Annotated in this window: 22 protein-coding genes and 1 pseudogene; 14 read left to right on the top strand and 9 right to left on the bottom strand. The window is 75.4% G+C overall.

From position 1 onward, the window contains the following. The gene (locus tag ACFW47_RS10375; RefSeq protein ID WP_386305483.1) at nt 1-2,664 is read left to right on the top strand and encodes an FtsX-like permease family protein; all 2,664 of its coding nucleotides are present in this window, start codon (nt 1-3) and stop codon (nt 2,662-2,664) included. A gap of 15 nt (nt 2,665-2,679) precedes the next feature. Here ACFW47_RS10375 and ACFW47_RS10370 read toward each other — a convergent pair. From ACFW47_RS10370 to ACFW47_RS10360, 3 genes and pseudogenes are all read right to left on the bottom strand, one after another. Beyond that, nucleotides 2,680-3,309, bottom strand: a pseudogene (locus ACFW47_RS10370) (NADPH-dependent F420 reductase); the annotation flags it as partial. A gap of 156 nt (nt 3,310-3,465) precedes the next feature. Next, entirely contained in the window at nt 3,466-4,482 is a 1,017-nt protein-coding gene (locus ACFW47_RS10365) for a hemolysin family protein (RefSeq protein ID WP_386279913.1), read from the bottom strand. Further along, nucleotides 4,479-5,819, bottom strand: a complete 1,341-nt coding sequence (locus ACFW47_RS10360; RefSeq protein WP_386279915.1) for a hemolysin family protein — start codon at nt 5,817-5,819, stop codon at nt 4,479-4,481. The genes ACFW47_RS10365 and ACFW47_RS10360 overlap by 4 nt, the downstream gene beginning before the upstream one ends. A 318-nt stretch (nt 5,820-6,137) precedes the next feature. Between ACFW47_RS10360 and ACFW47_RS10355 the strand changes: the two genes are divergently transcribed. Then, nucleotides 6,138-7,118: a sporulation protein gene (locus tag ACFW47_RS10355; RefSeq protein WP_386305482.1), complete on the top strand. Its 981-nt coding sequence runs from the start codon at nt 6,138-6,140 to the stop codon at nt 7,116-7,118. Between the two features lie 120 nt (nt 7,119-7,238). Then, a complete protein-coding gene (locus tag ACFW47_RS10350; RefSeq protein ID WP_386279919.1) occupies nt 7,239-7,487 on the top strand; it encodes a twin-arginine translocase TatA/TatE family subunit in 249 nt (82 codons plus the stop codon). Nucleotides 7,488-7,516: 29 nt separating this feature from the next. Here the strand turns inward: ACFW47_RS10350 and ACFW47_RS10345 are convergent, their stop codons facing one another. Together ACFW47_RS10345 and ACFW47_RS10340 are read right to left on the bottom strand one after the other, a co-directional pair. Next, nucleotides 7,517-9,154, bottom strand: coding sequence for a penicillin-binding transpeptidase domain-containing protein (locus tag ACFW47_RS10345; RefSeq protein ID WP_386279921.1), 1,638 nt, complete (start codon nt 9,152-9,154; stop codon nt 7,517-7,519). A 59-nt stretch (nt 9,155-9,213) separates the two neighbouring features. Further along, nucleotides 9,214-10,212, bottom strand: coding sequence for an alpha/beta hydrolase family esterase (locus ACFW47_RS10340; RefSeq protein ID WP_386305481.1), 999 nt, complete (start codon nt 10,210-10,212; stop codon nt 9,214-9,216). 115 nt (nt 10,213-10,327) lie between these two features. Between ACFW47_RS10340 and ACFW47_RS10335 the strand changes: the two genes are divergently transcribed. Genes ACFW47_RS10335 through ACFW47_RS10325 form a run of 3 tightly spaced genes read left to right on the top strand, consistent with a single transcriptional unit; the run spans nt 10,328 to nt 12,565 of the window. Then, on the top strand, nt 10,328-11,260 hold the full coding sequence (locus ACFW47_RS10335; RefSeq protein WP_386279925.1) for a LysR family transcriptional regulator: 933 nt from the start codon (nt 10,328-10,330) through the stop codon (nt 11,258-11,260). Continuing rightward, entirely contained in the window at nt 11,257-12,132 is an 876-nt protein-coding gene (locus ACFW47_RS10330) for a serine hydrolase (protein ID WP_386305479.1), read from the top strand. Before ACFW47_RS10335 ends, ACFW47_RS10330 begins: the two co-directional genes overlap by 4 nt. 55 nt (nt 12,133-12,187) lie before the next feature. After that, nucleotides 12,188-12,565 (top strand): hypothetical protein, encoded by a 378-nt coding sequence (locus ACFW47_RS10325; RefSeq protein WP_386305478.1) that lies wholly within the window; start codon nt 12,188-12,190, stop codon nt 12,563-12,565. Nucleotides 12,566-12,601: 36 nt separating this feature from the next. On the opposite strand, the gene ACFW47_RS10320 is transcribed toward ACFW47_RS10325, so the two are convergent. After that, the gene (locus ACFW47_RS10320; protein WP_386305477.1) at nt 12,602-14,230 is read right to left on the bottom strand and encodes a right-handed parallel beta-helix repeat-containing protein; all 1,629 of its coding nucleotides are present in this window, start codon (nt 14,228-14,230) and stop codon (nt 12,602-12,604) included. Nucleotides 14,231-14,409: 179 nt separating this feature from the next. Here ACFW47_RS10320 and ACFW47_RS10315 point away from each other — a divergent pair, with 179 nt between their 5' ends. The 7 genes from ACFW47_RS10315 (at nt 14,410) to ACFW47_RS10285 (ending at nt 21,828) form a co-directional block, all read left to right on the top strand. Continuing rightward, nucleotides 14,410-14,781, top strand: a complete 372-nt coding sequence (locus tag ACFW47_RS10315; RefSeq protein ID WP_386279934.1) for a DUF6479 family protein — start codon at nt 14,410-14,412, stop codon at nt 14,779-14,781. A 137-nt stretch (nt 14,782-14,918) separates the two neighbouring features. Continuing rightward, nucleotides 14,919-15,419 carry an FxLYD domain-containing protein gene (locus tag ACFW47_RS10310; RefSeq protein ID WP_386305475.1) on the top strand — a complete coding sequence of 167 codons (501 nt, stop codon included), beginning with the start codon at nt 14,919-14,921 and terminating at the stop codon, nt 15,417-15,419. 4 nt (nt 15,420-15,423) lie between these two features. Then, a complete protein-coding gene (locus ACFW47_RS10305; RefSeq protein ID WP_386279939.1) occupies nt 15,424-16,584 on the top strand; it encodes a M24 family metallopeptidase in 1,161 nt (386 codons plus the stop codon). A 203-nt stretch (nt 16,585-16,787) separates the two neighbouring features. Then, entirely contained in the window at nt 16,788-18,026 is a 1,239-nt protein-coding gene (gene thrS / locus ACFW47_RS10300; protein ID WP_386305473.1) for a threonine--tRNA ligase, read from the top strand. Between the two features lie 148 nt (nt 18,027-18,174). After that, nucleotides 18,175-19,155, top strand: coding sequence for a nucleoside hydrolase (locus ACFW47_RS10295; RefSeq protein ID WP_386305471.1), 981 nt, complete (start codon nt 18,175-18,177; stop codon nt 19,153-19,155). A gap of 90 nt (nt 19,156-19,245) precedes the next feature. Continuing rightward, a complete protein-coding gene (locus tag ACFW47_RS10290; protein ID WP_386279948.1) occupies nt 19,246-20,916 on the top strand; it encodes a glycoside hydrolase family 13 protein in 1,671 nt (556 codons plus the stop codon). A 141-nt stretch (nt 20,917-21,057) separates the two neighbouring features. Further along, nucleotides 21,058-21,828 (top strand): hypothetical protein, encoded by a 771-nt coding sequence (locus tag ACFW47_RS10285; protein ID WP_386305469.1) that lies wholly within the window; start codon nt 21,058-21,060, stop codon nt 21,826-21,828. A 26-nt stretch (nt 21,829-21,854) separates the two neighbouring features. On the opposite strand, the gene ACFW47_RS10280 is transcribed toward ACFW47_RS10285, so the two are convergent. After that, the gene (locus ACFW47_RS10280; RefSeq protein WP_386279953.1) at nt 21,855-22,574 is read right to left on the bottom strand and encodes a GAF and ANTAR domain-containing protein; all 720 of its coding nucleotides are present in this window, start codon (nt 22,572-22,574) and stop codon (nt 21,855-21,857) included. A gap of 79 nt (nt 22,575-22,653) precedes the next feature. Then, a complete protein-coding gene (locus ACFW47_RS10275) occupies nt 22,654-24,003 on the bottom strand; it encodes a helix-turn-helix domain-containing protein (RefSeq protein ID WP_386279954.1) in 1,350 nt (449 codons plus the stop codon). A gap of 104 nt (nt 24,004-24,107) precedes the next feature. On the opposite strand from ACFW47_RS10275, the gene ACFW47_RS10270 reads away from it, so the two are divergent. Further along, entirely contained in the window at nt 24,108-24,302 is a 195-nt protein-coding gene (locus ACFW47_RS10270) for a hypothetical protein (RefSeq protein ID WP_386305467.1), read from the top strand. A 29-nt stretch (nt 24,303-24,331) separates the two neighbouring features. Here the strand turns inward: ACFW47_RS10270 and ACFW47_RS10265 are convergent, their stop codons facing one another. Next, nucleotides 24,332-25,702, bottom strand: coding sequence for an extracellular solute-binding protein (locus tag ACFW47_RS10265; protein ID WP_386279958.1), 1,371 nt, complete (start codon nt 25,700-25,702; stop codon nt 24,332-24,334). Nucleotides 25,703-25,729: the final 27 nt, after the last annotated feature.

Raw genomic sequence — 25,729 nt, 5'->3', positions numbered from 1 at the left:
GTGCTGCACCTCGCCTGGCGCATGGCCACTCACCGGATCACCGCACTGCTCGCGGTGGCGTGCGCGGTCCTCGGCGGTGCGGCGCTGATCACCACCACCGGCGTGCTGGCGGAGTCGGGGCTGCGCTCCCAGCTGCCGCCCGGCCGGCTCGGCGGCGCGGACGTCGTGGTCGCGGCCGACCAGGAGTTCCACCCGAGCGGGGACCTGCCGATCGCGCTGCCCGAGCGCGCCACGGTCCCGGACCGGCTCGTGGACCGGCTGGCCGCCCTGCCCGGGGTGACCGCGGCGGTCGGCGACATCGGCTTCCCGGCCGCGCTGACCGACGCGCGCGGACAGCTCCTCGCCTCCGCCGACGACCCGAGGACGGCGGGCCACGGCTGGTCGTCCACGCAGCTGCTGGCCGACCCGCGCGTGGCGGGCCGGGCACCGTCGGGCGCGGGCGAGGTCGCCGTCCCGGCGGGGGCGGGCGTCGCGGTGGGCGAGCCGGTCCGCGTCGTGGCGAACGGCCGCCCCGCCGCCCCCTACCGGGTCACCGCCGTCGTCGACGCACCGGGCGCCGGCATCTACTTCGCGGACGGCACGGCGCTGCGGCTGGCCGGACGGGACGGAAACCGCGCGGGGGAAGACGGAGGAAGCGCGGACGAAGACGCGGACACGGGCGCAGGTGCGAACACGGGCCGAGGCGAGGGCAACGGCACAAGCGCAGGCGCAGACACGGACCATGGCGAAGGACCGGGCGGCGCCCCGCGGGCCGGGACCGTCGACCTGATCGGCCTGCGGGTCGAAGCGGGCGCCGAGGAGCGTGTCGCCACGGCGGTGCGCGAGCGGGTGGCGGGCATGGGGCTGGAGGTGGTCACCGGCGCGGACCGGGGCGAGGCCGTGGAGCCCGGTGTGGGCTCGGCGCGCTCGCTGCTGGTCCTGCTGGCCGGTTCGCTCGCCGGGATCGTGCTGCTGATCACCGGGTTCGTCGTCGCGGGGGCGCTGGGCGTGGCGGTCGCCGGGCAGCGCCGCGATCTGGCGCTGATGCGGGCCGTCGGGGCGACGCCGAAGCAGATCCGCCGACTGGCCGCCGCGCAGTCCTCGGTCGTCGCGGCGGTGGCCCTGGTGCCGGGTGTCGCGGCCGGTTACCTGCTGGCGGGCCGGTTCCGGGAGCTGCTGGCCGACCGGGGCGTCCTGCCTGGTGAACTCCCGCTCACGATCGGTCCGCTGCCCGCGCTCGCCACGCTGCTGCTGGTGGCGGCCGCGGTGCAGCTCTCCGCCCGCTGCGCGGCCTGGCGCACCTCCCGCATGCCGGCCACGGAGGCGGTCGCCGAGTCACGCAGCGAGCCCCGCCGGCCCTCGCGGGTGCGGACCAGCGCCGGGCTGCTGCTGATGCTGGGCGCGTGCGTGCTCGCGGCGGCGCCGCTGCTGTCCCGGACGGTCATCGGGGCCTCGGCCACCTCCATCGCGGGCGTCCTCGCCGCCATCGGCCTCGCCCTGTCCGGCCCGGCGCTGGTGAAGGGCGCGGGGGAGGCGGTCGTACGGCGGCTGCGGCCCTCGGCCGCGGCCCCCACGTGGCTGGCGCTGGCCAACGTGCGCGGTTACGCGCTGCGCGTGGCGGGCGTGGTCAGCCCGCTGGCCATGGCGGTCGTCTTCGTGCTGACGTACACGTTCGCGCAGACGACGGTGCTCGCCGCCACCGCGCAGGACACCCGCACCGGCACGCTCGCCCAGTACGAGGTGACCGCGCCGGCCCTGGGCGGGCTGCCCGCCGACGCGCTGCCCGCCGTGCGGCAGGTGCCGGGCGTGCGGGCGGCGGCGCCCGCCGGCACGACCACGGTGGTGTGGGAGTACGAGGAGTTCGGCGAGCCCGTGGCCGAGGCCGCCTCGGCGATGGTCCTCGGCCCGGATTCCCGGGGCGTCGTCGACCCCGGCGTGAGAGAGGGCGGACTCGACCGGCTCACCGGCGCCACGGTCGCGGTCAGCGGCGAGGCCGCGCGGAGCCGCGGGGCGGGTCTCGGGGAGCGGGTGCGGCTGGTGCTGGGCGACGGGGCGCGGGTCGACGCCCGGGTCGTCGCCGTGTACGACCGGGGGCTGGGCTTCGGCCCGGTCGTCCTCTCCCGCCAGCTGGCCGCGGGGCACACCACGACGGCCCTCGACCAGAGCCTCCTGGTCCGCACCGACGGCACCGACGAGGCCGCGCGCGGCCTCACCGCGCTGGCCGCCGACCGCACGGGCCTCACCGTCGCGAGCACCGCCCCGGACGCGGGCGCCGAGGGCGGGGACACGCCACCGGAGGTGTGGGTCAACCTGGCGACCATCGTCGTACTGCTGGGCTACCTGCTGCTGAGCATCGCCAACAAGCTGGTCGCCGCCACCGCCCAGCGCCGCGCCGAGATCGCCGCGCTGCGCCTGGTCGGCACGACGCCGCGGCAGATCCGCGCGATGATGCGCCGCGAGGCCGCCGTGGTCGCCGCCGCGGCCCTCGCCTGCGGCCTGCTGCTGTCCGCCCTCCCGCTCGCCCTGCTGGGACAGGGTTTTTTGGGCCGCCCCTGGCCGGCGGGTCCCGCCTGGCTGCTCCCGGCGGTGGCGGCGACGGTGGTCCTGACGTCCTTCCTCACCGTCGAGCTGCCGACCCGGCACGCCCTGCGCACACCGCCCGCGGACGCGCTGCGGGCGGCGTGAGGGGGCGGCCGGGCCTCAGGCGGCGGCTCGCGGGACCACCTTGATGTTGAAGGTGTGGGAGCCCAGACCACCCGCGATGCCCATGAAGAGCAGGGCGAAGTGCTCCTGCCCGCGCGCGGTGGTGATGCCGCCGATGTCGAGCTGCGCGGACGGGGGCCAGCCGAGGTCGGTGAGCAGGCGACCGGTGGTCCGTTTGGCCTCGGCGTCGTCGCCGGAGAGAAAGACCGTGGAGGGGCCGGCGAGGCCCTGCGGGTCGGTCATCGCGGTGGAATCCATCGTGCACAGGGTCTTGACGACGGGCGTCGCGGGGAAGGCCGCCTGGATCTGCTCCGCCAGGCTGCTGTTGGGGTGGGAGAGCTCGGTGTAGTCGTCGGTGAGGCCCACTCCGACGTCGATCACGACGCGGCCGGACAGTGCCGGTGCCCCGATGGAACGCAGCAGTTCCACGGAGACGTTCCCGGGCGTCGCGTTGACCAGTACCTCCGCGTGCTCGGCCGTCTCGCGCAGGCCGGCCACGGGGAGGCCGAGATCCGTTCGCTCTTCGGGGCGGCGGGAACCGAGGAGTACGTCGTGACCCGCCGTGCTCCAGCCGCGGGCCAGTGCCCGGCCGACGTTACCCGTACCAAGGAGTCCTATACGCATGGCGAGGACGCTATCCGCGGGGCCGGGCGCGGCGGATCGGTCCCGGGCCGGTACCCGACCGGCACGAAAGACCTAGGGCCCCGATCCCAGTCCCGGCCCCGTGGCCGCGGCCCGCCCCGCGGGCGGGGCGGGCCGCGGGACAGGCTGCCCCCGGCTTCACTACACCGGCGCCGGTCCCACCAGTTCCGTCAGGACGTCCTCCATCGTCACGAAGCCCAGGACGGCGCCCGTCTCGCCGGTGACGGCGGCCAGGTGGCTGTCCTCGGTGCGCAGGGCGGTGAGGGTGTCGTCCAGCGGGGTGTCGATGCGGACCCGGGTCACCCGGTGCAGGGCCGAGCGCGGGAAGGGGGCGTCGCGCTCGGTCAGGCCCAGGGTGTCCTTGATGTGCAGGTAGCCGAGGACCGTGCCGCCGGGGCCGGTGACCGGGAAGCGGGAGTAGCCCGCCTCGGCGGCCATGCGCTCCAGCTGCGCCGGGGTGACCGTGTGGCCGACCGTGCGCATCTTCTGGGCCGGGACCAGGATCTCGCCGACCGGGCGGGTGCCCAGCTCCAGCGCGTCGCGCAGGCGCTCGCCGTCGGCCGGGGTGAGCAGTCCGGCCTCGCTGGCGTCCACCACCATGCGGGCCAGCTGGTCGTCCGTGAAGACGGCCTCGACCTCGTCCTTCGGCTCCACCCGCAGCAGCTTGAGCAGGGTGTTGGCGAAGGCGTTGATGCCGAAGACGACCGGCTTCAGGGCCCGGGTGAGGGCGACCAGCGGCGGGCCGAGGAGCAGCGCGGTGGTCGCCGGGGCGGCCAGCGCGATGTTCTTCGGGATCATCTCGCCGATCAGCATGTGCAGATACGTGGCGAGGGCCAGGGCGATCGCGAAGGCGACCGGGTGGACCAGCGCGTGCGGCATGTGGACCGCCTCGAACACCGGCTCCATCAGGTGGGCGATGGCCGGCTCCGCGACGGCGCCGAGCACCAGCGAGGAGACCGTGATGCCGAGCTGGGCGGTGGCCATCATCTGGGAGATGTGTTCCAGGCCCCACAGGGTCATCCGGGCACGCTTGTCGCCCGTCTTCGCGCGGGGCTCGATCTGGCTGCGGCGCACCGAGATCAGGGCGAACTCGGCGCCGACGAAGAAGGCGTTGGTCAGCAGCGTCAGTGCGCCGATGAAGAGCTGTACGACGGTCATCGGGCGGCCTCCGGCTCCCGGTCGGCCGACGGGAGCGGCGCGGGCGCGGTGATCCGCAGGCGGTCGGCGCGGTGGTGGTCGACGTCGAGGACGTCCAGGCGCCAGCCGTCCAGGTCGATGACGTCCCCCTTGGCGGGGATGCGGGCCAGCTGGGTGGCGACCAGGCCGGCCAGGGTCTCGTACGGTCCCTCCGGCGCGGTCAGGCCGATGCGCTCCAGGTGGTCCAGGCGCAGCGAGCCGTCGGCCTCCCAGGCGGCGCGGCCGTCGGTTTCGGCGGGGGCGGGGAGCAGATCCGGTATCTCGACCGGGTCGTGCTCGTCGCGGACCTCGCCGACGACCTCCTCCACGATGTCCTCGACCGTGGCCACGCCCGCCGTGCCGCCGTACTCGTCGATGACGACGGCCATGGTGCGGGTCTCTCGCATGCGCTCCAGGAGCCGGTCGGCGGGCAGGCTGTCCGGCACCAGCAGCGGCGCGGTGGCCAGCTCGGTGACGGGGGTGCCCCGGCGCCTGTCCGGCTCCAGGGCCAGCACGTCGCGGATGTGCACGGTGCCGATGACCTCGTCCAGGCTGTCCCGGTAGACCGGGAAGCGGGACAGGCCGGTGGCGTGCGAGAGGTTCGCGGCGTCGGCGGCGGTGGCGTGGGCCTCCAGGGCCTTGACGTCCACGCGCGGGGTCATGACGTTCTCCGCGGTCAGCTCGCTCAGGTGCAGGGTGCGCACGAACAGCTCGGCCGAGTCCGCCTCCAGGGCGCCCTCGGCGGCCGAGTGCTGGGCGAGGGCGACCAGTTCCTCGGCGCTGCGGGCGGACGCCAGCTCCTCGGCCGGTTCCAGGCCGAAGCGGCGCACGAAGCGGTTGGCCGTGTTGTTCAGGTGCCGGATGAAGGGGCCGAAGGCGGTGGTGAAACCGCGCTGCGGGGCGGCGACGACCTTGGCGACGGCCAGCGGGCGGGAGATCGCCCAGTTCTTGGGGACCAGCTCGCCGACGACCATCAGGACGACGGTGGAGACGACCACGCCGAGCACGGTCGCCACCGTGGAGGCGGCACCGCCCAGGCCGATCGCCGTCAGCGGGCCGCGCAGCAGCACGGCGACCGACGGCTCGGCCAGCATGCCGATGACCAGGGAGGTCACGGTGATGCCGAGCTGGGCGCCGGAGAGCTGGAGGGTCAGGGACCGTACGGCCTTCAGGGCACCGTCGGCTCCGCGCTCACCGGACTCGGCGGCACGCTCCAGGTCGGAGCGCTCGACGGTGGTGAGGGAGAACTCGGCCGCGACGAAGAGGGCGCAGGCCAGGGTGAGGAGGAGGGCCAGCAGAAGCAGCAGGACCTCGGTCACCGTGCCACCCCGCTTCCCTCACGCGCATACGGGGGAACTGGCGGGACGGCCATGGCACGGCCGGTACTGGGAGGCTCCATTACGGAACGGGACTCCTTAACGGGGTCGGTGGGGGCCGGTGCCAGCCGGCCGCCCGAGGGGTCACCCTCATGGTAAAGGACGAGCAAAAACGAGGGGAGTCCTTCGGCCCCTATGCTTCTACCCGCCTGTAGAGAACGGCCGGACGGTTCCGGTTGTTCCCGTACGGTCCTGTTCCCGCACGGACTTGTTTCCTGCACGGACTCGTTTCCCGCACGAACGTTAGGAGTGAACGCCTCGATGGTGTTCAAGCGGCTGCCCGGTTCCCTCGGTGTGGGCGGACCCACGGTGGACACGGTCCTCGACCCGGGCGCCGCCCGGCCCGGGGGCGCGCTGTCCGGCCGGGTCGTGCTCGTCGGCGGCACCGCCGACCACGACGTCGAGCACATCGCGCTGGAGCTGGTGGCCCGCGTCGAGACCGAGCACGGCGAGCACGGGGAGGGCGAGGGCGTCGTCGCCTTCGGCCGGCACACCGTCGCCGGCCCCTTCCGGCCGGCCGCGGGCGCGCGGCACGAGGTGCCGTTCTCGGTGCCGCTGCCCTGGGAGACCCCGGTGACCGAGCTGCACGGGCAGCCGCTGGGCATCGTGCTCGGGGTGCGCACCGAGCTGGCGGTGGCCGGCGCCCGGGACAAGGGCGACCTGGACCCGCTGACCGTGGCGCCGCTGCCCGCCCAGGAGGCGGTGCTGAAGGCCTTCGGGCAGCTCGGCTTCGGCTTCCGCTCCGCCGACCTGGAGTACGGCCGCATCGGCGGCACCGGGCAGCAGCTGCCCTTCTACCAGGAGATCGAGCTCACCCCGCCCGAGCGGTACGCCCACCAGGTCAACGAGATCGAGCTGACCTTCCTGGCCGTGCCCGGCGCCCTGGAGGTGGTGCTGGAGGCGGACAAGCGCGGCGGCCCGTTCGCCGACGGCCACGACGCCCTCAGCCGCTTCACCGTCCCGCACGAGGGGCCGGCCGGGCCGCAGGACTGGAACGCCCTCGTCGAGGGCTGGGTCCAGGAGCTGGTGGAGCACCGGGCGTCGTACGGCTCCCACGCCGTGTACGGGCACGAGTCCGGGCTCGCGGGCGGCGCCCTGGGCACCGGCGCCGCGGTGGCGGCGGGCGCGGCCGGGCTCGCGGTGGGGGCCGCCGGCGGCATGGTGGCGGCCGAGGTCGTCGACGAGGTGGGGGACTTCTTCGAGGGCGGCGACGAGGATGAAGACGAGGGTGAGGAAGGCTGACGACTTCTACACGGATGTAGAAACTTTTCCCGGGACCGACCCCGCCGCGCCCCGCCATGCCGTAGATTCCGTGCGGGCCCTGCCACGGGCCCGCACCGCCGTACGCCACCAGGGAGCGCCGTGTTCGGACTGAGCGAACTCGCGATCATTCTCATCGTCGTCATAGCCGTCCTCGCCGCCAAGAAGCTCCCCGAGCTGACCCGCTCGGCGGGCAAGTCGGCGCGCATCCTCAAGGCCGAGGCCCGTGCGATGAAGGACGAGGAGCGGACACCGGCCGAGGACCGCGGGGAGCCGCGCGTGATCCGCGGCGAGACGGTCGAACGCGGGGAGAGCGACGGCACCACCGGTGGCGGGGGCGCCCGGGGCTGACCGCACGCCCCCGCGCACCGGCGGGAGGCTCAGGACGACGGGTCCTCGGGCACGGCGGACAGCAGGCTGTGCACGATCGGCCCCGCCGAGCCGCCGCCGGTGACGCCCTCCTCGACGACCACGGCGACGGCCACGTTGCCGCGGTGGGCGACCATCCAGCCGTTGTTGTCCTGGTCGTCGGAGACCTCGGCGGTGCCGGTCTTGGCGCCGATCTCGCCGGGCAGGCCGGCCAGGACGTGCGCGGTGCCGTCGGTGACGGTGGCCCGCATCAGCTCGCGCAGCCGGGTGACGACCTCGTCGGGCAGCGGCTCGGTACGGGTCCCGTCCTCGTTCCCGGCGGTGACCGACGGCTGGTGGAACTCGCCGGAGACCGCCGTGGCCGTCACCGACGCCATGATCAGCGGGTTGGCCTGGATGCGGCCCTGCCCGATCATCGACGCCGCCTTCTCCGTCTCGTCCTTGGGCACCGGCACCGACCCGTCATACGTCGGGATGCCGATGTGCCACTCCTGGCCGACCCCGAAGTAGGTGCGGGCGACCTCGCCCAGCTCCCCCTCGTCGAGCTTGCCGCGCAGGCTGATGAAGGCGGTGTTGCAGGACTCCGTGAAGTCCTTGCGGAAGGTGGCGCCGGGGAACTCGGACATCTCCACGTTGTGGAACTCCTTGCCGACCGTCAGGTACTTGGGGCAGTCCACGACGTCGTCGGGTTTCACCGCGCCCTTGAGCAGCAGGGCGCTGCTGGTGACGATCTTCCAGGTGGAGCCGGGTGCGTAGGTGCCGGAGGCGGCCCGGTTGAAACCGGAGGAGGGGGAGTTGGCGAGGGCGAGGACCTCGCCGTTGTCGACGCGCAGGGCGACGAGTGCGGCGTTCTTGCCGTCGGCCTCCGCCAGCGCCTCCTCGGCCGCCGCCTGCCAGGTGGCGTCCAGGGTGGTGCGCACCGGCTCGTCGGCGGTCGCCGGGTCGGGCTCCTCGCCGAAGGACGCCTCGGTGCGCACGGTCTCGCCGGTGGCCCGGTCGACGAGTTCCACCGCGCCGCGCGGTCCGCCGCCGGACTTCCCGGCGAGCCTGCCCAGGAGCGGGGTCAGGGACGGGTACGAGCCGTCCGCGACGGAGACGCCGTGGCGGTCGGTGACCTTCGGCGGGGCCGTCTCCTCGCGCTCCAGGCGGAACTTCTCGGCGTCGCTCAGCCGCGGATGGACCAGCGACAGCCGCCAGTCCACCTTCCAGACGCCGTCCTTCTGCTCGCGCAGCGGCAGTTCGGACTCGTACGTCCAGGTGCCCAGGCCCGTGATCGGCATCTTCGCGGTGAAGGGGACGGTGAGGGTGCCGTCCTCGGCCTCCTTCGCCTCCTCGGCCGCCGTCAGCCCGGGCTTGTCGATGTCGAGGCCCGCGGTGAAGCTCTGCAGCACCTCCTCGGCCGTACCGGGGCTGGTGGTGCGGCCGGCCGCGCTCGGCAGGCGCCCGGCGGACCAGTCGGCGAGGAAGGCGCGCGCCTGTCTCAGCGCGGCGGGGTCGGGACCGTCGTCGCCGCGCGCGAAGGGGCCGACCCCGGCGGCGTACGAGCCGCCCGCGGCGATCGCGAGCACGACCCCCACGGCGGCGACGGCTCGCACGCCGTTGCGGGGCCTGCGACGGGAGGGAGGTGCGAGGTGAGGCATGTCCTGCATCAGCGTCTTTTCCTGTCCGTGGGTCGGGTCGGGTCGGGCCGGCCGGCCGCCGGGACCGGTCAGCCGGCGTCGAAGAAGCCGAGGATCGTGCCGGTGGCGTCCAGGGCGTCACTGGTGGGACCGAGCCGCGCGTCGGGGACGAAGGACGAGCCCGGCCAGGTGTGGCCACCGCCGTGGACGACGAGGAGCCGGACGTCGCCGGCGGCTGGGCCACGACCGGACGTGCCCTTCAGGTGCCAGACCGTGCGGTCGTACCCCTCCTCCTTCTCCGTGACCGGCTCCCCCGCGCCACCCGCCTCGGCGAACGCCTCCGCCGTGTCCCGGGCCGACCGGCTCGGGAGGATCGGCTCCTTCGGGTCCGGCGGCGGGGACGGCCAGCCCCCGATCGGGCGCACGGGGTCGTCGGCGCCGTAGACGACCATGACCGGGATGCCGCCGGTGGGCTCCACCGCCGCCGCTCCCGCGGGCAGCTGGCCGGCGACCGAGGCCGCTCCCGCCAGCAGACCGGGCCGCTCGGCGGCCATGCGCAGCGCCATGGAGCCGCCGTTGGAGAACCCGGCGACGTAGACCCGCTCGGGGTCGGCGTGCTCGGTGCGCACCAGGTGCTCGATCAGCGCCTCGGTGAACCGCACGTCGAGGCCCGGGTCCGGGCGCTGCGGGGTCTTCCGCGTACCGGCGCCCCAGCCGCTGTCGATGCCCTCGGGGTAGGCGACGAGCATGCCGCGCGCCCCGGCGGCCCGCTCCAGCCGGCTCTGTTCGCGCAGCTCGGCGGCGTCGGAGCCGCGGCCGTGGAAGGCGATGACGAGAGGCCTGGGGCCGTCGGCGGGGGCGGGCCGGTGCAGGAGGTACTCGCGGGTGCGGCCGTCCACGCGCAGCTCGGCGCGGCCGTCCGGCGCCGCGGAGGCCGTACCGCCGGTCCGGGCCGGGGCGCTCGCCGACGGTGAGGCGTCCGGTCGCTCCGCTTCGGTGGCGCAGCCGGCCAGCGGGAGGACGAGGGCGAGGGCGAGCGCGCCGGGCCACCGGCGGGGGCGGGACGAGAGGTCACGGAGGGAGCGCATGCCCCGAGGAGAGCAACCCCGCAGGCCCTCTGTCCAAGATTCATATCAATGTCGGTTCGATCAATCCCCGATATGATTACTGGTCGTGGACCTGGTGCGGCACCTGGAGTGCTTCGTGGCTGTTGCAGAAGAGTCACACTTCGGGCGTGCCGCGGCCCGTCTCGGCATGGCCCAGCCGCCCCTGTCGCAGCGCATCCAACGGCTGGAGAAGGAGCTGGGCGTCCGGCTCTTCGAGCGCTCCAGCCGCCGGGTGACGATCACCGAGGCGGGCACGCTGCTGCTGGCCGAGGCCCGCGAACTGCTCGCCCGCGCCGAGTCCCTGCGGACCGCCGCGCGCCGCATCCGGGACGGCGAGAGCGGCCTGCTGCGCGCCGCCCTGTCCCCCGACATCTCCGGTGAGACCGTCGCCGCGCTGCTGGCCGGCTTCCGGCGCCGGCACGCGGGGCTCGAACTGGAGCTGCACGAGCTGACCACCGCCCAGCAGCTCGCCGCCTTCGCCGCCCGTGAACTGGACGTCGGCCTCATCCACCACCCCTGCGACGTCACCGGCCTGGAGCTGGGCCCGGTGCTCCGCCGCGACCTCGGCGTACTGCTGCCGCGCGGCGCGCCCCAGACGGAGCTGGACGAGGTGCCGCTCGCCGCCCTCGGCGGCTACGACCTGGTCCTCTTCCCGCGCGCGGACGCCCCGGCGGTCTACGACGACCTGCTCACCGCCTGCGCCCGGGGCGGCTACACGCCCACCGCCGTACGGCACGGCCAAGGCGCCGGCTTCGTCCGCGGTCTGGTCCTGTCGTCCGGGGCCGTCACCCTCGGCCCCCGCGACACCCGGCTGGTGGCCCCCGGCGACCAGGAACTGGTCTGGCGTCCGCTGGCCGGGACCCCGCTGGCCTGGCGGCACTCCGTCGCCTGGCCGAGGGGACGCGGGGACGCCGCCGTCGGCGCTTTCGCGGACGCGGCCACCCACGCCCTGCGGACCACGGCCGGCGCCCACTCCGAGGCACCCGCCCGGCCCCTGCACCTTCGCCCGGCATCGGAGTTCTGGCTATGAACGACACCACCGCCGCCCGGCTGCAGGCCGCCTTCGCCGACGCCGGGGTCACCGGATGGCTGCACGCCGTGGACATCGACTCCGGTGCGCAGGTCGAGGCCGGGGCGGACCAGCCGGTGTGCACGGCCAGTGTCCACAAGGTGTGCGTCCTGGCGACCCTGCACGAGCTGGCGGCGGCCGGGGAGGTCGACCTGACCGAGCAGGTGGAGTGCCCGCCGGCCGGGCGCACCCCGGGACCGACGGGGCTCGCGGCGATGCTGGACCCGGTCCGGCTGTCGCTGCGCGACGCGGCGCTGCTGATGATGTCCGTCAGCGACAACACCGCCGCCGACCTGCTGCTGCGCCGGGTCGGACTGGACGCCGTCAACCGCACCACGGCCCGGCTGGGCCTCACCCGCACGCGGGCGGTGTACGGCTTCGGCGAGATGCTCGGCACCATGCGCGAGGACGCCGGGCCGGCCGGCACCCGGGCGCTGACCGACCCGCACGTCATCACCCGGCTGCGCGCCCTGGACCCGGCCCGCACCAACCGCAGCACCCCCCGGGACATGACCCGCCTGCTCGGCGCCCTGTGGCGGGACGAGGCGTGCCCCCCGGAGTACGGCGCCGCCATGCGCCGCTTCATGGGCCTCCAGGTCTGGCCGCACCGCCTGGCCTCGGGCTTCCCCTTCGACGACGTCCACGTGGCCGGCAAGACCGGCACCCTGCCGACCCTGCGCAACGAGGTCGGTGTCGTCGAATACCCCGACGGCGGCCGCTACGCCGTCGCCGTCTTCACCCGCACCGCCAACCCCGCGGCGACCCTCCCGGCGGCGGACGCGGTGATCGGCACGGCGGCGCGGATCGCGGTGGACGCGCTGCGGGCGCCGTGAGGCGCAGGGCGGGACGGCGTAGTCTCGGCGGGCGATCCACGGGGAGGGGCACGGCATGGGGAAGCGGGCGGCGGTCGCCGTGGCGGGGCTGGTGGCGGTGGCCGGGGTGGTCACGGCCGCGGTGTACGGCGGCGAGGGCGACGGGGACGGCGCTCAGAGCGTGGAGTCCCGGACGGTCGGCGGCGGGGAGCGGCACGTGATCCCCTCACCCGAGGCCGGTCAGCGGGAGCTGCTGCTGAGCGACCTGGCGGCCCTCGACCCGACCGTCGCCGCCGACGAGGACGCGGCCGTCGAGAACGCCCGGTGGCTGTGCGTCGACATCCGGCAGGGACGCCCCGAGGACGAGGTGCGGGAGGCGGCGGCCCAGCGGTTCCGGGTGACCTGGGAGCAGAGTGCGCAGGTCCTGGACGCCCTCAGGGGCACGTTCTGCTGATCCGGACGGCCGCGCTCCCCTGCCGCCGGGCGGCCCTCAGCCGTCGTTGTCCCGCCAGCGCCCGCCGCTCGGGGCGGAGTCGAAGCGGGTGGCCGCCGAGGCGTTGCCGCTGAAGTCGTTGCCGGAGACCCGGCCGGCGGTCCAGGTGGCCTCGGACGCGATCCACAGGGCGTGGGTCTGGGTGCGCGGGTGCCCGTCGTCCCGGAACCGGTTGCCGTGGACGTACGGGTGGGTGACGGCCGCGGCGGCGGTGAGGCCGGTGCGCGGCGACGGGGTGTCCGGGAGGCGGTAGGCGGTGCCGGGAGCGGGGGTGGCGCCGGACGGCCAGGCGGTCCGGGCTCCGGGGCGCCGCGGGGCGAGGGTGAGCCCGGTCGCGGTGTTGCCGGTGACCACGGCGGTGACCTCCGCGTCGCCGGTACCCACCGTCAGCGTCTTGCCGCGGTGGCCGTCGGGGAGCCAGTCGGCGTGCGGGTCGGTCAGGGACAGCGGGCCGCAGGTCACGCCCTCGCCGCCGCCCTCCGTCGCCGGGGCGGCGCGCCGGCCGTTGCCGCGGACGCGGTTGCCGAAGAGCGCCGGTTCGTGCAGCGGGGCGTCGAGACGGATGCCGTCCAGGCCGTTGTCGTGGATGTCGTTGGACTCCAGGACGATGTCCCGGGCGGGCTCCTGGTCGCCGCCGGCCAGGTTGTGCTGCCAGTAGCCGTACCGCCCGTTGGCGCCGATCCGGTTGCCGTGGAAGGCGTAGGGCCCCGGCGTGTTGCCGAGCGCGATCCCGTCCCGCACGTTCTGGTCGATCAGGCACCCGGTGACGATGCCGCCGCGCCCGCCGACGCTGGTGGTGCCCTGCGCCGACACGTCGAACCCGGCGACGTGGTTGCCGAGCATCGCGCACCCGGTGACCAGGAGGCCCTCGGCGCCCCAGTCGGAGATGCCGTAGCGGTTGCCCTCGGTGTGGCAGGCGGTGACGCGGATGCCGCGCGGCGGGGTCCAGTGGTCCTGCTGGAGTTCGAGGAAGATGCCGTTGGTGCCGTTGCCGTTGGCCGTGCAGTCGGTCACCGCCAGCCGTTCGACGGGCCCCCAGCCGCCCACCCCGATGCCGATGCCCGCGCCGCCCATCTTCTCGCCGGGGTCCTGCCGCCCGCACCGTTCGGCGAGCACGCCCTCGACGACGGTGTCCTGGAGGAAGTCGCAGCCGAAGCCGGTGGCGGCCGTGTCGTGGATGTACAGGTCGCTGAAGCGCCCGCGCAGCACGTACTGGAGGCCGAGCCCCTTGGCCAGCACCTCGTACTCCTCGGTCTCCACCCCACAGCCGTCGATCTCGAAGTGGGCGAAGGTGACGTCGGCGATGTGGTTGTCCGGCCCGGCACCGTGCTGGGCGGTGGTGAACCAGGCCAGCGGCACCGGCTGCGTGGGGGCGCCCGGGTTGGCGAGGGCGAAGCAGGTGGCGCCGCGTCCGGCGCCGATCAGCGAGACGCCGCTGCGCCAGAGCACCGGGCGGTCCCGGATCACGTACCGCCCGGCGGGCACGCGGACGGTGCGCGGCAGCCCGTCCGCTGCGGTGGCGTCGCCGAGCGCGTCCACCAGTTTCTGCAGTGCCGGCCGGTCGTCGGCGGTACCGTCCCCGACCAGGCCGTACTCGTGGGCGTCGGCCGTCAATGGCGCGGTCATACGGGCGCTCCTTCCGCCGGCGGCGCGGCACGGCGCCTCCGGCTCCGACGCCGCCGCGCCGTCGGCCGGGTACCAGCCGGGGGCGGTCCTCAATCACGGCGGGCGCACCCGGAGTACCCCCGGGGCACCAGCCGGACATTCCTGGCGCTTTATCTCATTTGGGGGTACATAATCAGAACATGAGTACGGCAACGTATGAACTGCTGGCCGCGTCCTCGCACGCGCTCAACGTGACCATCGCCTTCATCGGCGGGCTGGTGATCGCCGGCGCGCTGATCTGGGCCGTACGCATGGGCCTGAGGGTCATGGAACGGGAATCCGATCGCCCCCACGCCGACGAGCACGGCAAGCTCCCCGCCACCGGACCCGTCCACGAGGAGCGGGAGATGCGGGAGCCCGACGAGATCCCGCTGGCGGCGGACGGCAGCCCACGGCTCATGCCGTACGAGCTCCACCACTCCGGCAGCCGCCGGGGCACCGACCAGAACCGCCGCCGCTGGCTGCCGGGGTCGAGCGGGTCCTTCGGCGGCGGCGGGCCGGGCCACGTCTGACACCGCTGAGCGGGCACGCGCCGGGCGTCCCCCGTCCGGCCCAGCGCCGGCGTGCGCGGCGGTGTCCGCAGGCCTTCACTGAAGGAGACCCGCGTGCTCGCGCGGGCGGGTACCCACCAGGTCACTGGAGGCGACACATGGCCGGTTGGCACCGGGCGCTCGGCGCCGTCGGCGCGGTGGTCCTGGCGGGCGCCGTACTGGCCGGCTGCTCCGGCGGCTCCGACGGCGACGCGCCCTCGGACGCGGGCAGCGCGGCGGCCAGCCGGGCCGCGTCGGCCGCCTCCTCGCTGGCCTCCGAGGGCGCGGACGCGGTGGCGTCGGCGACGGCGGAGGCCGGGCGGTGGCTGGCGGAGATCCAGGAGGGCGCCGACGTCAAGGCGGACGTGCGGCTGGGCGAACCGGAGACGGACGCCGACGGGCGCACCACCGTGGAGGTCACCGTCCGCAACACCGCCGACTCGGCCAAGTCCTTCGCGGTGCAGGTGAACCTCACCGACGCCGGCGGCAGCCTGCGCGACACGGTCGTCGTCACCGTCCCCGACGTCCCCGCCGGCGAGTCCGCCCGCGCCACCGCACGCAGCAGCCACGACCTGTCGGGCGAGGTGCGCGCGGTGGTGGCCCGGGCCGTGCGTTACTGACGCCATGGGCGCCCCGGGCGATCCGAGCGAGGCCACGGAGGGCACGACACCGGCCGCCGCCTTCACGGAACAGGAGTACGCGGCCCGCATGGAGCGGGCGGCGTACGAGGCCGCCACCCTCGGGCTCGCCGGCGTGCTGGTCACCCCGGGCCCCGACCTGGTGTGGCTGTGCGGCTACCGGCCCACCGAACCCACCGAACGCCTCACCCTCCTCGTCCTCACCGCCGGCTCCCAGCCCCGGCTGCTCGTCCCCGGGCTGGAACGCCCCCAGGCCGAGGCGGCACCGGGCGCCGGCGCGGTGCGGGTCTTCGAGTGGTGGGACGGCCAGAACCCGCACGCAGCGGCGGCCGGGCTGCTGCGCCCCCACGGCCGCTACGCCGTGTCCGACGGGACCTGGGCGCTGCACCTGCTCTGCCTCCAGGAGCAGTTGCCGCTGGCCACCTACCGGCCGCTGTCCGCCGTACTGCCGATGCTGCGCGCGGTCAAGGACGAGCAGGAGGTGGCCCGGCTGGCGGACGCGGCCGCGGCGGCGGACGCTGCGTACGAGGAGGTCCTCGGGCTGCGCTTCGGCGGGCGGCGCGAACGCGACCTGGCCGCCGACCTGGCCCGGCTGCTGCGCGAGCACGGCCACCACCGGGTCGACTTCACGGTGGTCGGCTCCGGACCGCGCGGCGCCGACCCGCACCACCGGGCCGGAGACCGGATCATCGAAGACGGTGACATGGTCGTCCTGGACTTCGGCGGCCTGAGGAACGGCTACGGCTCCGACACCACCCGCACCGTTCACGTCGGCGCCCCCACCGACGAGGAACGCCGGGTGCACGAAGCCGTCCGCGGCGCCCAGCAGGCGGCCTTCGAGGCGGTGCGGCCCGGGGTGTCCTGCCAGGACGTCGACCGGGCGGCCCGGGCCGTGATCGAGGAGGCCGGCCACGCCGAGCACTTCGCCCACCGCACCGGCCACGGCGTCGGCGTCACCACCCACGAACCGCCCTACCTGGTGGAGGGCGAGGAGCAGCGGCTCGTGGCGGGCATGTGCTTCTCCATCGAGCCCGGCATCTACCTGCCGGGCCGCTTCGGCGTCCGCATCGAGGACGTCGTGACCTGCACCGAGGCCGGGGGCCGACGGCTCAACGCCGCCTCGCACGATCTGGCGATCGTGGCCTGACCGCGCGGCCGGACCGGCGGAAATCCCTCGCGCCCGCGCCGGGCCCCCGGTACCGTCCCGTGCATGAAGCGCGCCCGCCCTTTCCTGATGACGACGCCGGGAAGTGTCCCGGCGCGCTGACTGCTGACCAGAGTCCGAAGCCCCGGGGCGAGCGCCCGGGGCTTCTTCGCGTGGTGCTCGTCCCCGTTCCCGAGGAGACCACCGTGCACCACGACCACGACCACCGGCGGCTCGGCCGCGAGCTCGGCCTGTTCGGCACCGACCCCCTGATCGGCGCGGGCCTGCCGTACTGGCTGCCCGACGGGGCGACCGTGCGGCACACCCTGGAGGAGTACGTCCGCGAGGCCGAGCTGCGGGCCGGCTACCGGCACGTGTACTCGCCGGTCCTCGGCAAACGCGAGCTGTACGAGATCTCGGGCCACTGGGAGCACTACCGCGACGACATGTTCCCGCCGATGGAGCTCGGCGGTCAGGAGGTCGTGCTCCGCCCGAGCCTGTGCCCCCACCACGCGCTCGTCTACCGCTCCCGCGCCCGCAGCCACCGCGAACTGCCCCTGCGCATCGCCGAGCTGGGCGCCATGTACCGCTCCGAGCCGTCCGGCGTGCTCGGCGGCCTGACCCGCGTCCGGGCCATCCACCTCAACGACGCACACGTCTTCTGCGCCCCGGACCAGGCCGCCGCCGAGGCCCGCGCCGCCCTCGGTCTCATCCGCCGCGCCCACGCCGACCTCGGCATCGAGGCCGCCCGGTACCGCCTCTCCCTGCCCGGCGCCGGCGGCAAGTACGTCGTCGGCCCGGCGCTGTGGCGGCGGGCCGCCGCACTGCTCCGGGAGGCGCTGGAGGGACTGCCGTACGAGGCGGTGGAGGGCGAGGCCGCCTTCTACGGCCCCAAGATCGACGTGCAGATCGCGGACGCCGCCGGGCGCGAGTCCACCCTGTCGACCGTCCAGATCGACTTCCACCAGCCCGAGCGCTTCGGCCTGCGCTACACCGGCCCGGACGGCACCGGACACCGCCCGGTCATGGTGCACCGCAGCGTCATCGGCAGTGTGGAGCGGGTGGTCGCGCACCTGACCGAGGTGCACGGCGGGGCGTTCCCCGCGTGGCTGGCGCCCGTGCAGCTGGTCGTGCTCCCGGTCGGGGAGGAGCAGCGGGAGCAGGCCGACGGCCTGGTGCGCCGGGCCGCCGGGCGGGGGCTGCGGGCCGAGGTCGCCGGACCGGAGCACGGCACCCTCGGCGCCCGGGTCCGGGCGGCGCGGAAGGTGCCGTACCGGGCGGTGATCGGCGCCCGGGAGGCGGCGGGCGGCGACCTGGCGGACGTACGCCTGCGGGACGGACGCCGGCCCGGGGCGATGTCCGGCACCGAACTGCTGCGGCGGATCGCGGACCGGGTCCGGGCGCGCGGTCCGGAGCTGTGGGAATCCGCTCGGGGAGCCGTCTGACCGGCGCCCTCGTCCTCCCGGCCGGACGGGCACCGTGGCGCGGGCCGGGATCGCGGACAAGGCCGGCCGGGGATTGCGGCCGGGCCCCTCGGCCCGCGTAGGGTCACCGCCACCGGCGCCCCCCCCTCGCACACCTAGGAGTCCCGCCGTGACGACGCCCTCCGCACCGCGGCAGCCCATCCCGGTGATCATCGACTGCGACACCGGCGTCGACGACGCCCTGGCCCTGCTGCTGGCGGTCCGCCACCCGGGGCTCGACCTGCGCGCGGTCACCTGCGTGGCCGGCAACACCGACGTGGCGGGGGTCGTACGCAACACCCTGACCGTGCTGGAGCAGGCCGGCGCCCCGGACGTCCCCGTCGCCCGGGGCGCCGAGCGGCCGCTGATCGAGGCGGTGCGCACCGCCCGGCACGTGCACGGCCACGACGGCATGGGCGACCTGGGCCTGCCCGCGCCCTCCCGCACCCCCGTCGACGTGGACGCCGTGACCCTGCTGCGCCGCGAGATCCTCGCCTCCCCGCGCCCGGTCACCCTGATCCCCACCGCCCCGGCGACCAACATCGCGCTGCTGCTGCGCACCCACCCCGAGGTCACGCGCAACATCGAGCGGATCGTCTTCATGGGCGGCGCGGTGGCCACCGGCAACGCGACGCCGGTCGCCGAGTTCAACGTCTGGCACGACCCGGAGGCCGCCGCGATCCTGCTCGGCGCCGGGGTGCCGGTCACGATGTACGGGCTGGACGTGTTCCAGCGGGTGATCGTGCCGGGCGCGGACGTACGCCGGCTGCGCGCGAGCCGCGAGCCCGGCACCCGGCTCGCCGGTGAGCTGCTCGCCCACCGCGGCCCGGCCACCGACGAGACCGACCCCGGCGGCGGCCTCGGCGACGCGGGCGCGGTCTGCGCGGTGATCGACCCCGCGGGCCTGACCACGCACCGGCTGCCCGTCGAGGTGTGCCTCGCCCCCGGGCCGGCCCGCGGCCAGACCCTCGTCGACCGCCGGGCCCGCGTCGGCGAGGCCGAACTCCACGGGGACACGCGCGAACAGCCGCTGGTGGACGTCGGCGTGGACGTGGACGCGGCGCGGTACGTGGAGCTGTACCTGAGCACGGTCGAGCGCACGGGTTCGTAGCCTCGGCGCGTCGCGGGCGCGCGGGTTCGCTTTTCGGGTGATGTGGACAGATCTATTCGTGTCGCCCGCACGCACCGCGAAGGAGACCGCGTGTCCGTACGCAGCACCACCAGCACGCCCGACCTGTCGTCCAAGGACCCCAACTGGTGGCGGCAGGCCGTCATCTACCAGGTCTACCCCCGCAGCTTCGCCGACGCCGACGGCGACGGGCTCGGTGACCTGCGCGGCATCACCCAGCGCCTGACCCACCTGGCCGCCCTGGGCGTGGACGCCCTGTGGCTCAGTCCGTTCTACCCCTCCGAACTCGCCGACGGCGGCTACGACGTCGAGGACTACCGCGACGTCGACCCGCGCCTCGGCACCCTGGACGACTTCGACGCCATGGCCGCCGAGGCCCACCGCCTGGGCCTGAAGGTGATCGTCGACCTGGTCCCCAACCACACCTCGCACCGCCACGCGTGGTTCCGCGAAGCCCTGGCGGCCGGCCCCGGCTCGGCCGCCCGCGACCGCTACGTCTTCCGCGACGGGCGCGGTGAGCAGGGCGAACTGCCGCCCACCGACTGGCAGTCCGTGTTCGGCGGCAGCGCCTGGAAGCGGGTGCCGGACGGACAGTGGTACCTGCACCTCTTCGCGCCCCAGCAGCCCGACCTGAACTGGGAGAACGAGCAGGTCCGCGCCGACTTCCGCACCACGCTGAAGTTCTGGTGCGACCGGGGCGTCGACGGCTTCCGCATCGACGTGGCGCACGCGCTGGCCAAGGACCTCACCGAGCCGCTGCGCGACCTCGGCGCCCCCGAGCTGAGCAGCGAGGCCGCCCTCACGCAGTTCGCCCCCGGCACCCACCCCTTCTACGACCGGGACGACGTCCACGAGGTCTACCGCGACTGGCGGAAGATCTTCGACACCTACACCCCGCCCCGGATGGCGGTCGCCGAGGCCTGGGTGCCGGGAGCCCGGCGCGCCCTGTACGCCCGGCCGGACGAACTGGGCCAGGCGTTCAACTTCGAGTACCTCCAGGGCGGCTGGGACGCCGCGGAGCTGCGCGAGATCATCACCGGCTCGCTGGCCGACGCCCGCGCCGCAGGGGCCTCGGCGACCTGGGTGCTCTCCAACCACGATGTGGTCCGCCACGCCTCCCGCCTGATTCTGCCGCCGGGCACCGACACCGACGCCTGGCTGCTGTCCGGGGGCAAGGCACCGGCCCTCGACGAGGCGGCCGGGCTGCGCCGGGCCCGCGCGGCGACGCTGCTGATGCTGGCGCTGCCCGGCTCGGCGTACGTGTACCAGGGCGAGGAACTGGGGCTGCCCGAGGTGGCCGACCTGCCCACCGAGGTGCTCCAGGACCCGATCTGGGAGCAGACCGGGCACGTCCGCAAGGGCCGCGACGGGTGCCGGGTGCCGCTGCCGTGGACGACGGACGGCCCGTCGTACGGCTTCGGCGCGGGTGCGGCGTGGCTGCCGCAGCCGCCCGGTTTCGGGGCGTACGCCGTCGAGGCGCAGGACGGGGTGGCGGGCTCGACCCTGGAGCTGTACCGCACGGCCCTGCGCCTGCGCCGCAAGCTGCTCGACGGGGAGTCGCTGACCTGGGCGGACGACGTCCCGGACGGGGTCCTCCAGTTCGACCGCTCGCCCGTCTGGCGCTGCGTCACCAACCTCTCCGGCCGGGCGGTGGACCGGCCGGCCGGAGAGGTGCTGCTGAGCAGCGCGCCGCTGGAGGACGGCCGTCTGGGCCCCGACACGACGGTGTGGCTGGCGCTGTAGGACCACGGAGCCCTGCCCGGCACCCCGCCCCCTCACCCGGACGGCCCCGCACGCTGGTGGCGGGGCGGGGGCGGTGGTGCCGTGGAGGGTGCGACCGGACCTGAGCGGTGCCGGTCGCCCCGGCCCCCAGGAGGCACCCCGATGCAGTACGCCGCGCCCGCCGTCCGCCCCCTGCACGCCGCCGCGCTCTCGGCGCTGCTGGTGTGGACGGTGGCCGCCTGCTCGGCCGGCGGACGGGAGGCGGACCGCCCGGCCGGCACCGCGCCGGCGACCGCTCAGTCCCCGGCCGCGCTCCCGTCGGCCGCCGTGCCGCCCGTGCTCACCCGGGGGCAGGCGCGGGCGGCCCTGATCACGGAGGCCGACCTGGCGGGGACGTGGGAGCCGACGCGGGGCGCCGCGACCTGGCGGGACCAGGTGCTCAAGGCGACCGCCGAGCGGCCCGACTGCGGGCGGCTGCTGGACGTCCTCTACACCGAGGACCTCTTCGGCGCCGCCACCGCCCCGCGGGCCGCCACCGCCCTGGACGAGGTGACGGGCGGGGCCCAGCTCCACTACCGGATCACCTCCCACCGCGCCGCCGACATCGACACCGCGCTGACCTGGCTCGGCACGCTGCCGGACACCTGCGGGAGCTTCACGGCCCGCGGCGGGCGCGGCGCCGCCCGGCAGGTCCGGGTCACCGACGTCGCCCTGCCCGAGGCGGGGGACGCCCGGCAGGGCCTGCGGGTGACGGTGCGCGCCGAGGACACCGTCCTCACGGTGGCCCTGGTCGCCGTACGCCTCGGCGACGACGCGATCTCCTTCACCAACGGCACCCTCGCCGAACCGGCCGACGACGCGACCCGGACGGCCGTGGAGACGGGGGCGGCACGCCTGGCGGAGGTACGGCGGCAGGGGCGGGTGCAGGTGTAGGGCCGGTGCCAGGCTCGGCCGGCCCCCTAGTCGTCGCGGTCGAAGCGTTGGCGGAGGGCGAGTACGTCGCGGGCCACGGCGTAGGCGCTGCGGCCGCGGGCGAAGGCGTCGGCGCGCAGGCGGGCCAGGGCCTCGTCGGCGCCGACGCCCAGTTGGGCCATGATCATGCCGACGGCCCGGTACACCTCGTCGTGGTCGCCGGCCAGCTCGTCCAGCCAGGCGTCCTCCCCGCGCGGCAGCGCCATCAGCGCCACCGTCATCACGCCGGCCACGAGCCGTGCCGTGCTCAGCTGGGGGCCGGTCAGCGGGCCGGGGGTGTCCCGGTAGAGGTCGAGGGTGCCCAGGCACACCGCGTCGCTGCCCAGCGGCAGCGCGTACACCGCCCGTACGCCGACCGCCGTCGCCTGCTGCGCGTAGACGGGCCACCGCCCGGCGTCCGCGCCGGACGTCAGATCGCGGGCGAGCACCGGGGCGCCCGCCTCGGCAGCGCTCACACAGGGGCCGTCACCCAGAGTGGCCTGGATCTCCGCCAGGTACGAGGCCCGGTCCCCGCTGGCGCACAGCCGTACCGGAACGCCCTCGCCGCGCAGCGACGCGCTCGCGCCGGTCACCGGCAGCAGCCGCACCGCCATCCGGCACAGGCGGCCCGGCACCTCGCCGGGCGGGGCGCCGCGCACCTGGGCGGCGATCTCCTCGGCGGCGCGTGTCCCGTACGGGGGCCACGCGGGATCCTCACTGGGCCGCACGCGCACCGCCTCCTTCTCCGACGCGGCCGCAGGCTCGACTACCCGTGCCCGAACGGCGGAAACACGGTGGCGGGACCGCCTACAGCGGCGGCTGCGCGGGGGCCGGCCCCAGGGTCGTCGTGCCCGGGGCCGTACGGTGCCCGAGGCCGGTGCGGTAGGCGTCCAGCGCCGCCTCCACCCGGCCGGTGCGGCGCAGCAGGTCGCCGAGGAGCCGGCACAGGTCGGCCAGGTCGCCGACGGCGCCCGCCCGCTCCAGCAGGCTGAGCGCGCGGACGTAGTGCTCCTCGGCCGCCTCGGTGTCCCGGGCGTCCTCGGCGATGATGCCGAGCAGCCGGTGCGCGCCCGCCGAGTGCACGGCACCGCGCTCGGAGGACAGGTCGTCCAGTACTCCGTGCAGCAGTTCGGCCGCCTCGGCGGACTTGCCGCGCCGGTGCAGTACGTCGGCCAGCTCGACGGCGACCTGGCTGCTGTAGAGGGTGGCGCGGCTGGCGGAGAGCATCCCGAGGGCCTCCCGCATCTCCGCCTCGGCTCGCGGCAGCTCGCCGTTCTGGGCGCAGACGTAGCCGCGCATCCAGTGGCAGTTGGCCAGTTCCGTCCGCAGTTGCAGCGTGCGGTACAGCTCGGCCGCCTTCGCCAGCGACGCGTCGGCCTCGGCGAGGCGGCCCTCGGCGAGCAGGGTGCGGGCGACGGAGCGGTGCATGCGGGCGACCAGGGCCGGGTCCCCGGCGCTGGGGGCCAGGGAGAGGGCGAGTTCGGCGGCCTGGGCGGCGCGGGCGTGGGCTCCCATGTCCATGTAGGGGCCGATGGCGCTGGCGTAGAGCAGCAGCAGCGCGTCGGGGTCGTGCAGGCCGCCCCGGTTCAGCTCGTCGAGGGTGGTTTCGAGGAGGTAGACGGCGTAGCGGAGCTCACCGGCGAGGTAGTGGGCGAGGGCGCGTCCGCGCAGGGCGGGGACGCGGGCCGGCAGGGGGGCGCCGGCGTCGGTGAGGCACTGTTCGGCCTGTTCGAAGTACTGGCGTCCGCCGGTGAGTTCACCGGTCTCCACGGCGCACTCGCCGAGCCCGAGGAGCGCGGCGGCCCGTTCCTCGGGCAGCTCGTGGGCCTCGGCCTCGGCCAGCAGCGCGGCGTACTGCCCGGCCGCCTCCTCGGCGCCCCCGGTGGCCAGCGTGCGCTGCGCCTCGGTGAGCCGCAGCCGCAGGTCGGTGGCGAGCCGTGCCGGGCGCCCGGTGGCCAGCTCCTCGTAACCGACGCCGAGCCGTTCGGCGAGGTGGCGCAGCGCTTCCTCGGAGGGGCGGACCCGGCCGGCCTCCAGGGTGGATATGTACGCGGGGGTGTACGCCGGTTCCGCGAGCTGGCGCTGGGTCATCCCGCGCTCCGCCCGCAGCCGTTGCACCCTGCGCCCGATGGTCCCCCGGTCGTCGCGGTCGCCCACTGCCAACTCCCCCTGTGGCCCTTGCCGTTCTGCCCCGGCGGCTCTAGGTTAAACCGCGGATTAAGCGCGCTTAACAGCACTTGACACGATCCGCAGAGGACACCGTGCTCGTACGCACACGCACCACCGAAAGGTACGCCAGGGCCGTCGCCGCCGCCGTGACCGCCGTGGCCTGCCTGCTGCTGGCCGCGAACGCCGGGCCGGCGGACACGGCGCACGCCCCCGTCCCCGCCACCGAGCAGGACACCGCCCCGGTCACCGACTCCGTCACCGACTCGGTGGTCACCGTGGGCCGCTGATCCCCGGCCGCCGTGGGCCGCCGGCCGGTTCAGTCCGGCAGGGCGCGCCGCAGCGCCTCGTCCAGGCGCCGCGCCAGTTCCGCGTCGCCCGGCGGGTCGTCGGCGAACAGGGCTCCCAGCTCGGTGGTGAAGGTCTGGGTGAACGCGCCGTACAGCGGCGTGCGCGGACGGTGGACCGCGTCCCTCAGGGCGGGCAGCAGGACGTCGCGGGCGTACTCCGGCCGCCCGGCGGCGTCGCGCGGCACGGTGTCGGCGCCCTCGCCGGTCGGGGCCGCCGAGGGCGTCGCGGCGGCCACCGCGCACGTCACCGCGTCGTCCGTGTACGCGGAGGTGCGCGTCGCCGCGAAACCGGCGTCGAGCAGACACCGCTCGCTCTCCCTGCCGGTCAGGTACCTGATCAGCTCGGCCGCCTTCGTCCCCCGCGGCGACCCGGCGGCCACGGCCAGGTTCTGGCCGCCGAGCACGGCCCGGCCCGGCAGCGCGGCCACACCGAGCCGGTCGTCGCCGGGGAACGACTGGTGCAGGGCGGGGTACACGTACGGCCAGTGGCGCAGGAAGGTGGTGCGGCCGGCCGCGAAGTCACCGAGGGAGGCCGCCTCGTCGGACATGAACGCGTCCGGCAGGACGGCCCCTTCCTCGGTGCGGCGGCGCAGTTCCGTGATGCCCTCCGTCAGCTCCTCGACGGTGGCGACGTAGTGGCCGTCCTCGTCGGTGAGCGCGAAGTCGTCCCCCGCGGCGGACGCGAACGCCTCCACGGCGTTGACCGTGCGTCCCTCGTAGCCGGCGAGCTGGGTCGTCCACCCCTCCTCGTAGCCCTCGGGCCGGTGGTCGTCGAGGGTGGAGATCAGCCGCCTCAGCTGCGGCCAGTCCAGGCCGCCCGTCAGGTCGGGGCGCTCGACACCCGCCTGCCGCAGGTGGTCGCGCCGGTAGTAGAGCAGGCCGACGTCGCTGTTGAACGGCGCGGCGTACACCTCGCCCTCCCAGCGGGCCGTGCTCGCGACGGCCGGGATGACGTCCTCGTCGAGCAGCGACTCGGGCAGCGGCCTGATCAGGCCCGCGGCGGCGAACTCCGGGACCCAGGTGACGTCGAGGTTGACCACGTCGTAGGCGGCGCTGCCGGACTGGAGCGCCCCGAGCAGCTGGCTGCGCTGTTCGTCGGCGTTTCCGGGCAGTTCGACCAGCCGGGCGCGGTAGCCGGTGCCCGCCTTCTCCTGCTCGGTGTTCCAGGCGTCGATGAGCCGCTGGCGAATGCCGTTCTTGCCGGTGACGTCCCGGCCGCTGGCGACCACGATGTCACCGGGGACGCCGGTGGAGGAGGTGGCGGCGGGACCCTCACCGTGACCGTCGCCGCCGCCGCTGCACGCGACCGGCAGGACCGGGAGCAGCGCGGCCGGCAGCACGGCGAGCCACCGGCGCCGTGGCCGCCG

The sequence above is a fragment of the Streptomyces sp. NPDC058796 genome (assembly GCF_042745235.1).
Taxonomy (GTDB): domain Bacteria; phylum Actinomycetota; class Actinomycetes; order Streptomycetales; family Streptomycetaceae; genus Streptomyces.
The sequence above is the reverse complement of the archived record's forward strand: the minus strand, read 5'-3'. Positions and strand labels throughout refer to the sequence as shown.